The organism is Rhizobium sp. A37_96, assembly GCF_053521765.1.
In genome coordinates this window covers 84030-99701 of the sequence record NZ_JBNWDS010000009.1, presented here as the reverse complement: position 1 = coordinate 99701, position 15672 = coordinate 84030, and the positions used below count along the sequence as shown (strand labels likewise).

Annotated in this window: 14 protein-coding genes; 12 read left to right on the top strand and 2 right to left on the bottom strand. The window is 61.2% G+C overall.

All coding sequences use genetic code 11. The features are described 5' to 3' along the window. Positions 1-22: 22 nt before the first annotated feature. From ACQZ6J_RS21600 to ACQZ6J_RS21560, 9 genes are all read left to right on the top strand, one after another. Entirely contained in the window at positions 23-1594 is a 1572-nt protein-coding gene (locus ACQZ6J_RS21600; protein WP_449085561.1) for an ABC transporter substrate-binding protein, read from the top strand. Between the two features lie 127 nt (positions 1595-1721). Beyond that, the gene (locus ACQZ6J_RS21595; protein WP_449085560.1) at positions 1722-2687 is read left to right on the top strand and encodes an ABC transporter permease; all 966 of its coding nucleotides are present in this window, start codon (positions 1722-1724) and stop codon (positions 2685-2687) included. Further along, positions 2687-3586, top strand: a complete 900-nt coding sequence (locus ACQZ6J_RS21590) for an ABC transporter permease (protein ID WP_163989604.1) — start codon at positions 2687-2689, stop codon at positions 3584-3586. The genes ACQZ6J_RS21595 and ACQZ6J_RS21590 overlap by 1 nt, the downstream gene beginning before the upstream one ends. After that, positions 3586-5310, top strand: coding sequence for a dipeptide ABC transporter ATP-binding protein (locus ACQZ6J_RS21585; protein WP_449085559.1), 1725 nt, complete (start codon positions 3586-3588; stop codon positions 5308-5310). The genes ACQZ6J_RS21590 and ACQZ6J_RS21585 overlap by 1 nt, the downstream gene beginning before the upstream one ends. Before the next feature lie 158 nt (positions 5311-5468). Then, the gene (locus ACQZ6J_RS21580; RefSeq protein WP_449085558.1) at positions 5469-5768 is read left to right on the top strand and encodes a hypothetical protein; all 300 of its coding nucleotides are present in this window, start codon (positions 5469-5471) and stop codon (positions 5766-5768) included. Positions 5769-5827: 59 nt separating this feature from the next. Next, positions 5828-6772, top strand: a complete 945-nt coding sequence (locus tag ACQZ6J_RS21575; protein ID WP_449085557.1) for an ABC transporter substrate-binding protein — start codon at positions 5828-5830, stop codon at positions 6770-6772. Positions 6773-6836: 64 nt separating this feature from the next. Beyond that, positions 6837-7610, top strand: coding sequence for an ABC transporter permease (locus ACQZ6J_RS21570; protein ID WP_163989609.1), 774 nt, complete (start codon positions 6837-6839; stop codon positions 7608-7610). Beyond that, positions 7607-8401 carry an ABC transporter ATP-binding protein gene (locus tag ACQZ6J_RS21565; RefSeq protein ID WP_163989611.1) on the top strand — a complete coding sequence of 265 codons (795 nt, stop codon included), beginning with the start codon at positions 7607-7609 and terminating at the stop codon, positions 8399-8401. The genes ACQZ6J_RS21570 and ACQZ6J_RS21565 overlap by 4 nt, the downstream gene beginning before the upstream one ends. Before the next feature lie 123 nt (positions 8402-8524). Next, positions 8525-9118, top strand: a complete 594-nt coding sequence (locus ACQZ6J_RS21560; RefSeq protein ID WP_449085556.1) for a TetR family transcriptional regulator C-terminal domain-containing protein — start codon at positions 8525-8527, stop codon at positions 9116-9118. Positions 9119-9281: 163 nt separating this feature from the next. On the opposite strand, the gene ACQZ6J_RS21555 is transcribed toward ACQZ6J_RS21560, so the two are convergent. Then, a complete protein-coding gene (locus tag ACQZ6J_RS21555) occupies positions 9282-10175 on the bottom strand; it encodes a haloalkane dehalogenase (RefSeq protein WP_449085555.1) in 894 nt (297 codons plus the stop codon). A gap of 461 nt (positions 10176-10636) precedes the next feature. Between ACQZ6J_RS21555 and ACQZ6J_RS21550 the strand changes: the two genes are divergently transcribed. Continuing rightward, positions 10637-11968 (top strand): NAD(P)/FAD-dependent oxidoreductase, encoded by a 1332-nt coding sequence (locus tag ACQZ6J_RS21550; protein ID WP_449085554.1) that lies wholly within the window; start codon positions 10637-10639, stop codon positions 11966-11968. A gap of 143 nt (positions 11969-12111) precedes the next feature. Here the strand turns inward: ACQZ6J_RS21550 and ACQZ6J_RS21545 are convergent, their stop codons facing one another. Continuing rightward, a complete protein-coding gene (locus ACQZ6J_RS21545) occupies positions 12112-13200 on the bottom strand; it encodes a Gfo/Idh/MocA family protein (RefSeq protein ID WP_449085553.1) in 1089 nt (362 codons plus the stop codon). Between the two features lie 202 nt (positions 13201-13402). Here ACQZ6J_RS21545 and ACQZ6J_RS21540 point away from each other — a divergent pair, with 202 nt between their 5' ends. Together ACQZ6J_RS21540 and ACQZ6J_RS21535 are read left to right on the top strand one after the other, a co-directional pair. Beyond that, the gene (locus ACQZ6J_RS21540; protein ID WP_449085552.1) at positions 13403-14680 is read left to right on the top strand and encodes an ABC transporter substrate-binding protein; all 1278 of its coding nucleotides are present in this window, start codon (positions 13403-13405) and stop codon (positions 14678-14680) included. Between the two features lie 76 nt (positions 14681-14756). Beyond that, positions 14757-15629: a sugar phosphate isomerase/epimerase family protein gene (locus ACQZ6J_RS21535; protein ID WP_449085551.1), complete on the top strand. Its 873-nt coding sequence runs from the start codon at positions 14757-14759 to the stop codon at positions 15627-15629. Positions 15630-15672 lie beyond the last annotated feature (43 nt).

Genomic DNA, 15672 nt, shown 5'->3' with positions numbered 1-15672 from the left:
GCATACGCAAAGGGAGATACAAGTGAAAACCTATCTGAAGACCCTGCTGGCAGGGCTAGCCATCATCATACCGCTGACGACGCCGTCGTTCGCAAAGACACTACGCTGGTCGTCGTCCGGCGACGTCATCTCGTACGACCCGAACGCCCAGGTCGACAGCTTCACCCAGAGCGTTCATCACATGGTGTTCGATCCGCTGGTGCGCCGTAACAAGAACCTGCAGCTCGAGCCGGCGCTTGCGACCTCCTGGGAGGTGATCTCGCCGACACGCTGGCGCTTCAAGCTGCGTCAGGGCGTCAAGTTCCATGAGGGCCAGCCCTTCAACGCCGACGACGTCGTCGCCACGATCCTGCGTGAGATCGATCCGGGCTCGCGCAACCGCGAGAACCTGCCGGCCGTCATCGGCGCCGAAAAGGTCGACGACTACACCGTCGACATCATTCTTCGCGGCCCCTATCCGCTGCTTCTCAACGACCTCGCCGCCGTCTACATCATGAGCAAGCCGTGGATGGTGGAGCATGACGCCCTGAAGCCGGGCAACGCGTCGACCGGCGTCACCACCTATGCCAGCAACCATGCCAACGGCACCGGCCCGTTCAAGCTCGTCAGCTATGAGCCGGACGCAAAATCGGTTTTCGCCGTCAATGAGAGCTGGTGGGACAAGCCCCAGCACAATCTGACGGGCGTGGAATACCGCCCGATCGCCTCGGATGCCACGCGCGTTGCGGCGCTTCTCTCCGGCGAGCTCGATATGATCGCGCCCATCCCCTTGCAGGACATCGACCGTGTCAGCAACACGCCGGGACTGAAGGTGGTCGAAAACCCATCGCTCCGCGAAATCTTCCTCGGCTTCAACTTCCGCCCGCAGCTTCATGCCATGCCGGGCAAGCCCAACCCGCTTCTGGACGTAAAGGTACGCCAGGCGCTGTGGCATGCCATCGACCTGAATACCATTCAGAAGCGGCTGATGCGCGGCAAGTCCCGCACGTCGGGTATGCTGGTCGCACCCGAGGTCACCGGTTACGACAAGACCATCGACGAGCCCCTTGCCTACGACCTGAAAACCGCGAAATCGCTGATGGAGCAGGCCGGATACGCCGACGGCTTCCAGGTCGGCCTGAATTGCCCGAACGACCGCTACATCGCCGACGAGCAGATCTGCCTGGCGATTGCCTCCATGTGGGCCAAGATCGGCGTCAAGGCCAATGTCGGCGTCGAGAGCAAGACGACCTACTTCCCGCACCAGGACAATGGTGACTTCGACATCTACATGCTCGGCTGGGCATCGCTGCCGCCGATGGATGGCTACAGCGTCCTGCAGTCCCTGCTTGCCACCAATGACGGCACCTATGGCGGCAGCAACCCGAACGGTCTTTCGGACCCGAAGATCGATGCTCTTGCGCGTTCGGCATCGACCGAACTCGACGAAGGCAAGCGCGTCCAAATGCTGAAAGACGCCTTCCGCATCGCCCACGATCAGGCACTCTACCTGCCGCTGCACCAGCAGCCGGTTGCCTGGGCAATGAGCGACAAGGTCGATATTCCTCAGTTCGCTGACGAATACGTACGTCCCTGGTTCGCCCAGATGAAGTGAACCCGATAGCCCTGCATTGCTGTGCGATCCCGGACAGGACGTTCGGGATCGTCCTCAAGGCAAGGCAGCAAAGCAGCGCGTTTTTGAGGTTCCAGATTCTCGCCGCGCCCCTGCAAGGTATATTCCGATGATCAGGATTCTAACGACAAGGCTACTGCAGGCCATCCTCGTGATGGTTGCCGTAACGGCCATCGCCTTCATCATGTTCCGATTTGTCGGCGACCCGATTGCCGCCATGGTGCGGGAGGGCGCCACCCAGAGCGAAAAAGACGCTCTTCGCGCTGCGCTTGGCCTCGACAAGCCGCTCGTTGTCCAGTTTCTCGAATTTGTCGGCCGGGTGCTGCATGGCAATCTCGGCACGAGCTTCCGCTATCAGCAACCCGTCGCCAACCTGCTGATGAGCCGGCTTCCCGCCACGCTGGAACTGGTGATCGTCGCCACGATCATATCGCTTGCGGTCGGCATTCCGCTCGGCGTCGTCTGCGCGCTGAAGCCCAATGGAGCGCTTTCGCGACTTACGCAGTCGCTGACGCTCGTCGGCATTTCGATGCCCACCTTCGTTACCGGGCTGCTGTTGATCCTCGTCTTCGCCGTCAATCTGCGATGGCTGCCGTCTTCCGGTCGTGGTGACGTTGTCGATCTCGGCTTCTGGCAGACGGGCTTCCTGACGATCTCCGGATTGAAGTCGCTCATCCTGCCTTCGATCACGCTTGCGCTCTTCCAGTTGACGCTGATCATGCGGTTGGTGCGCTCGGAAATGATCGACGTCCTGTCGTCGGACTATATCCGCTTCGCTTTCGCGCGCGGCCTGCCCCGCCCTTATGTCTATGGGCGTCTGGCTCTGCGCAATGCGCTGATGCCCGTCGTCACCGTGACGGGTCTGCAGATCGGCCAGCTTATTGCCTTCGCCATCGTCACTGAAACGGTCTTTCAGTGGCCGGGCATGGGCCTGCTCTTCACCAATGCGGTCGGCTACCCGGATATACCGGTTCTTTCGGCCTATCTCCTGTTCGTCGGCTTCCTGTTCGTTCTTATCAACACGATCGTCGACATTCTCTACACCTTCATCGATCCCCGGCTGAGGACAAGATAATGGCCAGGCAAGCTCGACTGATTCAACGACTTCCGCCGGTTTCCGTCATGATCGCCGGCCTGGTGCTCGCGACGATGCTGGTGCTGGTGATCTTTGCGCCGATGATCGCGCCCATGGATCCCCGCGACGTCTCGTCCTATTCGCTCATCGACGCGGAAATCCCGCCCGTCTTCATGGATGGCGGCGACGCGCGCTTCCTGCTCGGCACGGACAACCAGGGGCGAGACCTCGTCTCGGTGATCCTGTTCGGCCTGCGCATATCCGTGCTGATCGGTATCGGAGCCGTGCTCTTTGCCGCGACAATGGGTGTTCTTCTCGGTCTGATCGCCGGCTTTTTCGGCGGCCGCGTCGACAATGTGGTGATGCGCGTCGCCGATGTGCTCGTCAGCTTCCCGACGATCCTGGTGGCGCTCCTCATCAGCGGTGTCGCCAAGGCGCAGCTCAGCTCCGACACGGTCCTCACATGGGCGCCCGCCATCCTGGTCTTTGCGATCGCCGCCAACGAGTGGGTGCAATATGCGCGCACCGTGCGGGCCTCCACCATGGTCGAGGTCTCCAGAGACTATGTGCGAGCGGCAAAGGTGATCGGGCTGCCGTCACGCCGCATCATGATCCGGCACATCCTGCCGAACGTGATAAGCGCGGTGATGGTCATTGCCACCATCAACCTTGCTGGCGCCATCCTTACCGAGGCGACGCTGTCGTTCCTCGGCGCCGGCATGCCTCCGACCTATCCCTCGCTCGGCACGCTGATCCGGATCGGCAACGAGTTCCTGTTCTCCGGCCTCTGGTGGATCGCCGTGATGCCGGCTGCCGTTCTGGTGATACTCGTTCTCGCCGTCAACGTGATCGGCGATTATCTCCGCGATCGCTTCAACCCCAAACTGATGGCACGCTGATGATACACGCACCGACACCTGTCCTCGACATCAGGAACCTGCGGGTGGAATATCCGCTCGCCAACGGCGAAACGCTGGCGGCGGTCGACGACGTCAACCTGACCATCGCCCCCGGCGAGATCCATGCGCTCGTCGGCGAATCCGGCGCCGGCAAGACCACGGTCGGCAACGCGCTCATGGGCCTCTTACAGGCGCCGGGGCGGATTGCCGCGGGGTCGATCATGATCGCCGGCAAGCCCATCGACGTGCGCACCGGCCGCACGGAAGGCATCATTCCCGGCCGCGACGTCGGCGCGATCTTTCAAGACCCCATGACCAGCCTCAACCCGCTATTCACTGTGGAAAGCCAGTTGTGCGAAGGCATGCTGGCGCATCTGAAGATCGACCGCCGCGAGGCCCGCGCCCGCGCACTCGAACTGATGAAGGCCGTCGGCATTCCGGAACCGGAGCGGCGGCTTGGCAACTATCCGCATCAGCTGTCGGGCGGCCAGCGACAGCGTGTCGTCATCGCGACGGCGCTCGCCTGCGACCCCAAGCTGATCGTCGCCGATGAACCGACGACGGCGCTCGATGTGTCGGTGCAGGCGCAGATCCTCAAGCTCATCCGCGATCTCGCCAATGCGCGGCGGGTCGGCGTCCTGCTCGTAACGCACAACATGGGCGTCGTCGCCGAAATCGCGGACCGCGTGACGATCATGCAGAACGGGCGCGTGGTCGAGAGCGGGCCGACGCGCGAGGTGCTGACCGCGCCGAAGGCGCCCTATGCCCGAACGCTGATTGCCGCCGTTCCGCCGATCGACGTCAGGCTCGATCGCCTGCCGGTTCCGAGCGAGGAGACCAAGGTCACGCTCGAGGCCCGCGAGGCCGTACGCAGGAAGAGCGTCGAGATTCGTGCGGCAGCCACGGACGATGTCGTACTGAACGTGCGCAACATCTGCGTCGAATATGGCAAGCGATCGCTCCTCCCGGGCCGAAAGGCGTCGGTCTTCAAGGCCGTGAAGGACGTGTCGTTCGATGTGCGCCGCGGCGAGATCTTCGGCCTTGTCGGCGAATCCGGCTGCGGCAAGACGACCGTCGCCAACACCATCGCCGGGCTCGTGACACAGACTTCGGGCAGCATCGATTTCCAGGGAACGTCGCTTGCCGGCAACCGCGAGCAATCGGTTCGCCGATCGATGCAGATGGTGTTTCAGGATCCCTATTCGGCGCTCAACCCGCGACTGCGGATCAATTCGGCAATCGCCGAGCCGATCCTTTTCTACAAACTCGCCGCGAATGCAGAGCAGGCGCAGTTCGACGCAAGGACGCTGCTGGAGGCCGTCGGCCTGCCGGGCGACGCCGGCCAACGCTTCGCACATGCCTTCTCCGGCGGTCAGCGTCAGCGTATCGCCATCGCCAGGGCGCTCGGGCCACGGCCGACGATGCTGATCTGCGACGAGCCGACATCGGCCCTCGATGTCTCCGTCCAGGCCCAGATCCTCAATCTTCTCAAGGATCTGCGCGATCTCGCCGGCCTGTCGGTCCTGTTCATCAGCCATGACCTGGCGGTGATCCGCCAGATGTGCGACCGCGTCGCAGTGATGAAAGCGGGCGAGATCGTCGAGCTGGCGGACACGGAAACGCTGTTTTCGGCACCGCAACATACGTACACGCGCGAGCTTCTGAGCCTTGCACCCTCGCTCGACCGCATTTTCTCCAAGGAGCAAGCAGCTCCGACTGCTTGAGGCCTGGACGGAAATACACTGATCCTCGACGGCGCGGTCGGCGCCGTCGAGGATCAGGCAGCCGCTCATTCCCGATGGCGCCGCAGGCGCCCTGACAGGCTTCGTCGATAGACAGGCCCATACCCGCCGCGTGCCTGAAATTGCCGATCAGGACAACGATGGTCGGAATAGTCTCCGGTGCGCCGCCTGCTGGCCAGTGCCGCCGCCGCACACCGGAATTCTGGCACGGCGGCAATCATTTCGCGATCCGCAAGGGCGGTCCGATTTATTCCGACGTAGATGGGAAAAGCGTGCGCGATATCAGCAGCCGCGCGACCGTTGTCATCGCGACCGTGCGCCCGAGTCTGCCGATTTTTTCAATCCAAATCCAGCAGCGTCGACGTTCCCGCATCCACTTTAATTATGACGTGGAGCGAGCTATTTTGTCTAGACAAGAAAACGTCGCGTGCGCAATATAGTGCTGATAAAAACGGCAGTAACGTCAACTGCCTTAACAACGAGCAGGGAACTTCACATCATGAAAAAGGCATTGTTTCTCGCAGCCTCCGTCGCGTTGGCTGGCTTTAGTCATGCGCAAGCGGCCGACACGAAGGTGGCGATCGGCATCTCCGGCTGGACCGGCTTCGCACCGCTGACGCTGGCCAAGGAGGCCGGTATCTTCAAGAAGCACGGGCTTGACGTCACGCTGCCGAAGGTGCCGCAGGCCAGCCGCCATCTGGCACTTGCCTCCGGCGACATCCAATGCGCGGCGACCACCGTGGAAACCTGGATCGTCTGGAATGCCGCGGGCGTGGCGACAACGCAGATATTCCAGCTCGACGTCTCGCATGGCGCCGACGGCATTGCCGCCAAGCCGGGAATCGAGAATGTCGCCGGCCTCAAGGGCAAGGCCGTGGCCGCATCCGCGCCGGGAACTTCGCCATACTTCCTTCTCGCCTACATCCTTGCCAAGAACGGCATGACCATGAAGGACGTCAAGATCGTCAACATGGAGCCGGGCCCTGCCGCCCAGGCGCTGCTCGCAGGCCAGAACGATGCGGCCGTGACCTATGAGCCCTATCTGTCGGCCGTGCGCGCCGCGCCGGACAAGGGCAAGATCATCGCAACCACGCTCGATTATCCGGCCGTCATGGATACGTTCGGCTGCACGACGGCCTTCCTGAAGGAGCATCCGGATGCCGCCAAAGCACTGGCCGCGAGCTATTACGACGCGCTTGAAATGATCAACAAAGACAAGGACAAGTCCTTCGAAATCATGGGCAAGGACGTAAAGCAGTCCGGCAAGGAATTCGGCGAATCGGCAGCCTATCTGGAATGGCAGGACAAGGCGGCCGCGAAAAAGTTCTTCGGCTCGACCTTCAAGAGCTTCAACGAGGAGGCCGCCAAGATCCTTCTCGATGCCGGCGTCATCAAGACCAAGCCGGATCTTTCGAAGCTGGCCGATCCATCCTTCATCGAGTAAGGCCCGAAACGCTCCTCGGGCGTGTCGAGCTCTCGACACGCCTCCCTCCACGACAAGAGACACGATGCGCCCGCTAGAACCCATCAGTCCCGGCAGCCGGCTCCTGTACGGCATGCTCTTCTTCATTCTTTTCTTCATCGGCTGGGGTTGCCTGACGCTCGGCGGCTTTGTCTCCAAGACCTTTCTTGCCGACCCCATCACCATGGCGACGGACGGCTACGATCTCCTCGTCAATCAGGGCTTTCTCTTCGATATCGGCATGACGATCTGGCGCGTGCTCGGCGGCTTTATCCTGTCGGCGCTGATCGCCGTGCCGCTCGGCATCCTCATGGGAGCCTACAAGCCCATCGAGGCGCTCCTCGAACCGTTCGTCTCCTTTGCCCGCTATCTGCCTGCTTCGGCCTTCGTACCATTGCTCATCCTTTGGGCCGGTATCGGAGAAACGCAGAAGCTGCTCGTCATCTTCATCGGCGCCGTGTTCCAGATCATTCTGATGGTGGCGGTTTCTGTGTCCGGTACGCGACGGGATCTGGTAGAAGCGGCTTATACTCTGGGCGCCACCGACCGGGGCGTTGTCCGGCGCGTGTTGATCCCCGCGGCCGCCCCCGATATCGGCGAAACGCTGCGGCTCGTTCTCGGCTGGGCCTGGACCTATGTCATCGTCGCCGAACTGATCGGCGCGTCTTCGGGCATCGGCTACATGATCATCAACAGTCAGGCGCTCCTCGCCACGGGCCAGATCATCTTCGGCATCATCGTCATCGGCCTGATCGGCCTCGTTTCAGACTTCGCTTTCAAGTTCGTGAACCGCAAGCTGTTCGCATGGAGGTTTGCATGAGCGTTCCCGGCGAACTTCGCATCAAGGATGTCAGCCGCACCTTTCCCGGCGTGCGGGGCGGCACGCCGACCCTGGCCCTGCAGCCGACGACACTCGACATTCCCCGCAACGACTTCGTTACCATCCTCGGGCCCTCCGGCTGCGGCAAGTCCACGCTGCTGCGGATCATCGCCGGCCTCGACCGGCCGACGACAGGGACAGTGACCCTGGATGGCAAGGAAGTGACCGGCCCTAGCGCCGATCGCGGCATGGTGTTCCAGTCCTACACACTGTTTCCATGGCTGACGATACGCCAGAACGTTGCCTTCGGCCTGCGCGAACGCGGCGTCGCCGAAAGAGAACGGGACGACATCGTCGCCAGCTATATCGACAAGGTCGGACTGCGCGGCTTTGAGGACCATTGGCCGAAGCAATTGTCCGGGGGCATGCAGCAGCGCACGGCGATTGCCCGCGCGCTCGCCAACGATCCGAAAATTCTCCTGCTCGACGAGCCTTTCGGCGCGCTTGACAATCAGACCCGCGGGCTGATGCAGGAGCTGCTGCTCGGCATCTGGGAACGCGAGCAGAAGACGGTGGTCTTCGTCACCCACGACATCGAGGAAGCGGTTTTCATGGCATCGCGCGTGGTGACGATGACGGCGCGCCCGGGCCGCATCAAATCGATCACGCCGGTCGATCTGCCCCATCCGCGCCACTACACCATCAAGGCGAGCCCGGAATTCTCGGCACTTCGGCTGAAGCTGACGGAAGAGATCCGCGGCGAAGCCATCGCCGCAGCCTCGCACGGCTGAAAAACACGCGACGAAAGCGGATTAAGTGTGGGGCGGCGGCAATCGTGGCCGCTCCATGCCCGTTTCGTTTCGCGCGAGCCGCCGCTTCATTGACAAAAATATGGTCGTACATATTATAGGCCTATGCCGAAACCTTCTCATCGCGACACTATTCTGAAAGCCGGCCGAAAGGTCATGCTCCGCAAAGGCTATGTCGGTGCCGGGGTTCGCGACATCGTTGCCGAAGCGGGCGTCCCCCAGGGATCGTTCACCAACCACTTCCAGTCCAAAGAGGAGTTCGCCAGGGAGGTGCTCGACCTCTATTTTGGAGACCTCAAAACTGCGATAGACGAGGCCTTGGGAGATATGAGGCTTACGCCCCGCGACCGGATTGCCCGCTATCTCGACATCATTACGGAGCGTTTGGCCGGCGATGGTTTCAGCCGTGGATGTCTCATCGGAGACTTCAGCCTGGAAGCAGCACCGCAGAGCGATCTGCTTCGGGAGCGACTGCTGGAGATTTTCACCGAGTGGTCGGCGCCCTTTGCGGCTTGCATCGCCGAAGGTCAAAAATCCGGAGACATAGCCTCCACCTTCCCTCCTGACGACCTCGCGGAATTTCTTCTCGGCGGCTGGGAAGGCGCAATTTTGCGGATGAAGGTTTCTCGCGACGCCAAGCCACTGGAGCGCTTCAAGACGATCATGCTTTCGATCGTTTTCAACGACGGGGCCCGGTAGGATCAAGTACGGACGTCGGGATCGACCCGGCCAGTTCCGCTCGGAACCCCGAGATGATTGGATCAGGTGCCGCGCGGGAGCGGCCGTGCGAATGCCCATACGCCGAAGCCGCCGTCCCGACGACGGCGGCAACAAACTCCCGAAGGAAATGCGTATCCCCTGCTCAGGGAGCAGTGTTTGCCGCTTCGACTTCGGAAATAAACTGCGCGGTGGTTTCCCCGATGATCTCCGCGTGATCCTCCTGCAGGTAGTGAAGACCGGATCCCAGCTTGACCAGCCTGCAGTCATGAAGTCTTCGAGCAAAATCCTCGGCGACGCGGGGCGAGACAAGCGCGCCCGGATCTCCGGAGAAAAGGAGTTTCGGATATCGCGACGCGGCCAATGCCTCATGCGCCTTCTCGATCGTGGAATAGACATCCGCCGGTTCGCCCGCAATCGGCAGTTCATTGGGAAAACGCCACGTAGGTTTTCTCGATGCCGGCGTCGGAAACGGCGCGCGATAGATTGCCATCTCCTCCTCGCTGAATTTTCGCACCGTTGCCCCCGGCAGCACGCCCTCGACAAACGCGTTCTCCTCCAGGATCAGCCTCTCCCCCTCGCCGGCCGTGCGGAATTTCCGAAAAATCTCGCGTTCCGTCTTATCTCCCAGAAATTCGTCCCAGGTCGGAAACGGTCGCGTGAATTCCATGAAGACGAGACCGCGAACAAAGTCGGGACGGCGCGCCGCGAGATGAAAGGCAAGCGCCGTTCCCCAATCCTGGGCAACGAGATAGGCATTTTCGATTTCCATCCGATCGATGAAGGCATCGAGATAGCGAACATGATCGTCGAAACGATATTCTATGTCCGGCTTGCCGGATTGTCCGAACCCGATCAGATCCGGAGCGATGCAACGCGCCTCGCCCGCGACGAGCGGAATGATATTGCGCCATATATACGACGACGTGGGATTGCCATGGAGAAAGATGGCAACCGGGCTGTCACGCCCCCCTTCTTCGCGAAATGCCATTTGAGACTCAAGCACGGGAACGACTGGTAGTCTGATATCGGTTCTCATTGGGCTCATCCTGCAAGACATCGGGAAAACTTCGGTTTCGACCGCTCTCGTAAAGCGTCGATTATCAGAATACGTACGACCGTATTATTGTCAATAGCCCTATACCAGAGGCCTGCGCGACGTCGGGAAACCCCTTCCGGCGTCGATCCTCGGCCAGCAAAGGGCCGCCGACAGGCGCACAGATGCTCAGACGCCTCTCACCGATATGAGGCCGATTGTCCCTCATGGTCTCGCGATCCAGATTGCCAATCGAATACCCTTCCGACACCGGCTCAAGGATCTTGCCGCAAGAGCCTCGGAAGCTGTTTGCAATGCAGCGTCGCGTGGATTATCCCATGGGCGCCGGAGGCTGAAGAGCGCCGGCGAAACATTGACAAATCGGGCACCCAGCTCGGGCCACGCCGGTTCAATCCGTTTTGGCATCGACGTCCCGTCCATTACCCTTCAAGGAGTAGCTGCCAATGCCTGGCCCATACGTCGTTCCCGTCCATGGCGATGCCGAATTGCCGAAGGAAGTGGATGTGGTGGTCATCGGCGGCGGTATCATCGGCGCCTCGACGGCGCTGGAACTCGTCGAGCGGGGTCTCAGGGTCGCCCTTTGCGAAAAGGGCGGAATCGGCCATGAACAATCCAGCCGAAACTGGGGCTGGGTCAGGATTTCAAGACGCGATCCGCGCGAGGTGCCGTTGATGGCGGAATCCTTGCGCATCTGGGCCGATCTCAATCGTCGGACAGGTCGCGAAACCGGCTTCAAACGCGCGGGCATCCTCTTTACCTGCACGACGGAAGAGGAGTTCGAAGAGAACCGGCGCTGGAACCGAAACCTCGAGGGCTACCAGATCGAAAGCCGCATGCTGAGCGCGGCGGAATTCAAGGACAAGTATCCGGGCTCCAACCTCAAGATTGCCGGCGCGCTCTATACCGCCGGCGATTGCCGGGCGGAGCCGCAAAGGGCAGCCCCCGCCATCGCCGAAGCTGCCCGAGACCGCGGTGCGCATATCCTCACGGAATGTGCGGTCAGGGGACTGCAATTGTCCGGCGGGCGCGTATCGGGCGTCGTCACGGAGCGCGGTGAGATCGCCTGCAAGGCCGCCGTTCTGGCCGGCGGGGCATGGTCCAGCCTGTTCCTGGGCAACCATGCTCTCGACCTGCCGCAGTTGAAGGTCATGAACTCGGTCCTGCGCACCAAGCCGCTCGAGGGCGGCCCGGAGGAAGCGATATGGGCAAGCGGTTTTGCAATCCGCAAACGCATGGATGGCGGCTACACGATTGCCGACGGCATGCGGAACATCGTCGACATCGTGCCTGCGTCCTTTCGCTATGCCCTGCAATTCCTTCCGGCTTTCAGGCACGAATGGCGATCGTTGAGCTTCCATCTTGGCGCCCGCTATTTCGATGATCTGCGCATGCCACGCCGGTGGTCGCTGGATGAGCCCTCTCCCTTCGAATATAATCGCGTTCTTGATCCCGTTCCCTCCAAGGCGATAACGGCGAGCGCGCTGGCCGAGCTGCGGAAGGCTTTCCCGGTTTTCGAAAAGGCGGAGATATCCCAACGCTGGGCGGGAATGATCGACGTGACGCCCGATGCCGTTCCCGTCATCGACGCCGTCGATACGATCCCCGGCTTCCATGTCGCGACGGGCTTCTCAGGTCATGGCTTCGGCATTGGCCCGGCAGCCGGACGCCTCATGGCCGACCTCGTCACAGGCCACACACCGATCGTCGATCCGAAGGATTTTCGCTTCAGGCGATTTAGCGACGGCACGAAGATCGAGCTGATCAGCGGATTCTGATCGCAAAACCCGCCCTGTCGCAATGCGCAATCTTCAGCCCGATCAGCGTGAGGAAGCGTCCCTCACGCCGATCGGGTTTATCTCAGTTCGCCGGCTCGCTCACCGGCGAGCCGGGCGTCTGCATAGAGCAGATATCCCGGTTCTCACCCGGCCAGGGTCGACTTCGCTACGGCCAGGATCTTCGAGAAAAGCTCGATATCCTCTTTCGAATCGGACGGGGGCGTGCGGTTCGGCGCCCCCTTGGTGATGGAGGAATGAAAGGCCTCGAGCTCGATCTGGAACGCATCCGTGTGGAAGGGCCCAAGGGTGCGCACGAGATTGCTGTCGGCGGTGCTTTCCTGCACTTCCAGCGTCATGGGCAGATTGCGCAGATACGGTGTGTTGTAACGGAAGTGCAGACGCTTGTTCTTCGAAAACACCTCGATCTCAGCATCGAAGCGCGCGATATCGTCGATAAGGCATTCGTAGATGGCGGTGAAGCTGCCATAGTCGAACATGGCCGTGAGCTGCTCGCCATTCTGCGACAGTTGCGCACCGATCACCCGCTTCGGCGAACTGCCCAGGAGGTCGCGCATGGCAGACAGCGAATGCGAGCACAGTCCGGTCATGACTTCATAGCCTCGCCTGACGATCGCCGGCGCATCGGCTCCGCACATGGCGTCCATCATCGCCTTGCGAAGCGCCCGGCTCTCGTCGATCAGCGCCGCCGGAATATCGCCGTCCGGCGTGACGACCGTGTCGGTCTGGTTGAAGAACCATGGCCCTTCGCAGATCACGTCGCGGACGCGGACATAGGAGATCGGTCCGAAGTTTTCCAGTTCCTGCTTGGCGGCCACGAAGGCCGGCGCGAAGCGGCGCATGTAGCCGACCATGACGACACGATCGGAGGCGGCTTCGGCCGCCACGAGCGTCTCCAGATCTGCAGCCGTCAGGCAGGCCGGCTTTTCGATGAACACATGCTTGCCGGCGGCGATCGCCGCCCTTGCCTGCTCGCCGTGGTGCTGGTCGGGGCTGAGGATCAGCACGGCATCGATCTCGGGATCGGCAAATAGCGCCGCCACCGTGCCGTAGCGTTTCTCGATCTTCCAATGGTCGGCCACCTGCGCCAGCACCGAAGGCGAGACGTCGTGGACGGCGGCGAGCTCGAACCGATCCTGCAATTTGTGAAGCGTCGGAATGTGCATCAGTTGCGCCACTTCTCCAAGCCCAACCAGACCAACCTTCAATCGCATATCCAACTCCTATGTTGCGCTTTAAAAACGCCAATTAAATTCGAACAATGCATTTAATTAGCGAAAGCGAAACGGCAGCTCAAGCGCAAAATAGAATAAATATTCGATCTTTTTTGCCAAAACGCCGGAATATTCCATTTACAGCCGTAAGCTTCTCGGTATTATGATCCATAATCTGGATTTAATAAAAGGGGAGTATGTCATGACCATTAGCAAGGCATTCGCATTCGGTATCGCGGCACTCGGGTTCACGGCCGCCTATCCGGCCATCTCGCAGGCCGAAACCATCAACATCTTCTGCTCGTCCTCCGGCATTGAACTGCAATTGTGCAAGGAAGGCTCCGAAGCCTGGGCCAAGGAAAGCGGCAACGAGGTGAAGATCACCACGATGCCGGCAAACTGGGACGACGTGCTGTCGCTCTACCAGCAATTGCTTTCGGCACAATCGACCGATGTCGATGTGATGATCCTGGATGGCGTCTGGGTCGGCCCGCTGAAGAGCCACCTGCTTGATCTGAAGGACGCCCTGCCCGCCGGCAGCGTCGACAAATACTTCCCCTCGGCCGTCGCGGCAGGCACGGTCAACGGCAAATTCGTGGCCATGCCATGGTACATGGACACCGGCCTGCTCTTCTATCGCAAGGATCTGCTCGACAAATACGGCGCCAAGGTTCCGGAAACCTGGGCTGACCTGACCACGACGGCGCAGCTTGTCCAGGACGGCGAACGCAAGGCCGGCAACGACAAGATGTGGGGCTATGTCTGGCAGGGCCGCGCCTATGAAGGCCTCGTCTGCAATGCCACCGAATGGTTCGCCAGCAGCGGTGCCGGCACCTTCATCGATGCGGACGGCAAGATCACCATCGGCTCGCCGGCTGCCAAGGAAACATTGAAGACGGCGGCCGGCTGGGCCGGAACGATCTCGCCCCAGGGCGTCCTCAACTATGACGAAGAGGGTTCGCGCGGCGTCTTCCAGAACGGCGATGCCGTCTTCATGCGCAACTGGGCCTATGCCTGGTCGCTCGCCAACGGCGCCGACAGCGCCATCAAGGACAAGGTCGGGGTTGCGCCGCTGCCGAAGGGCGCGAACGGCCAGCATGTCGGCATCGACGGGGCCGCCTATCTCGGCGTGTCGAAATACTCGACCCATCCGAAGGAAGCAGCAGCGCTCGTCGCCTATCTCGCCGGGGAGAAGGAAGAAAAGCGCCGGGCATTGGCAGGCTCCTATATTCCGAGCATCTCGTCGCTCTTTTCCGACGCCGATGTCCTGAAGGCCATTCCCTTCCTGACGACCGCCAAGGCAGCCTTCGAGAATGTCGTCACCCGTCCGACCAGCGTGACCGGCAGCGACTACCCGCGCGTCTCGACCGAGATTTCCAACGCCCTCCATGCGGCTCTGGCGGATCCCTCGGCAAGCGATGCCTCCATCGACGACCTGGCATCGAAGCTTGATGCGCTGAAGTCGCGCGGCGGCTGGTAACACGTTCCGACAATTACGGTCCGCACCGGTGAAACGGCGGCGCGGACCGCCCATTCCAAATACTAGGTGACAGATAATGACGATCAAAGTGGCGACAGCGCCGGACTCCTGGGGCGTCTGGTATCCGAAGGACGAAAAGCAGGTCGGTTGGGAACGCTATCTCGACGAGGTGCAGAAGGCCGGCTACGGCTGGACCGAACTCGGCCCCTGGGGCTATCTGCCGACCGATCCCGAAACGCTGCTTTCGGAACTCGGACGCCGCGATATCAGGCTCTGCGGCACCGGCGTTGTCCACCCGCTGTCGCTTGCCGATTCCGACGAAACGCTCGCCGCCCGCGTCGGGCCGATCTGCGCGCTCTTGAAGGCGGCGGGTGCCGAATGGTTCGTGCTGATGGACGAATCCGAATCCTATGCCGCACCCGGCGATCGCCTGCTCGATGACCAGGCGTGGGCCAAGATGATCGCCATCGTCAGCGCGACCGCCAAGCGCGTCGTCGAGGAATATGGCATGAAGTTCGTCTTCCATCCGCATGTCGGTACCTGTATCGAGACGGAAGCGGAAATCGAGCGGCTTCTGGCCGATACGCTGCCGGAGCATGTCGGGCTCTGCTTCGATCTCGGCCACCACATCTATACCGGTGCCGATCCGCTCGCCTTCATGGCCCGCCATGCCGACCGCATTCCCTATTATCACTTCAAGAACATGGACGGCGCGTTGCGCCAGCGCATCACCGACGAGAACATTCCCTTCATGGACGCCTTCCAGATGGGCGTGATGTGCGAACTCGACAAAGGCGTCATCGATTTCGCCGAGGTGGTGAAATTCCTCGAAGCCAGGAACTATGACGGTTTCGCCGTCGTCGAGCAGGACATGTATCCCTGCCCGCCGGAAAAGCCCTTTCCGATCGCCAAGCACAATCGCGATTATCTGAGGACGCTCGGCCTTTAAGGCCGGGCAGCATGGCCACCGGCCGCATACGATCTGACTGGAG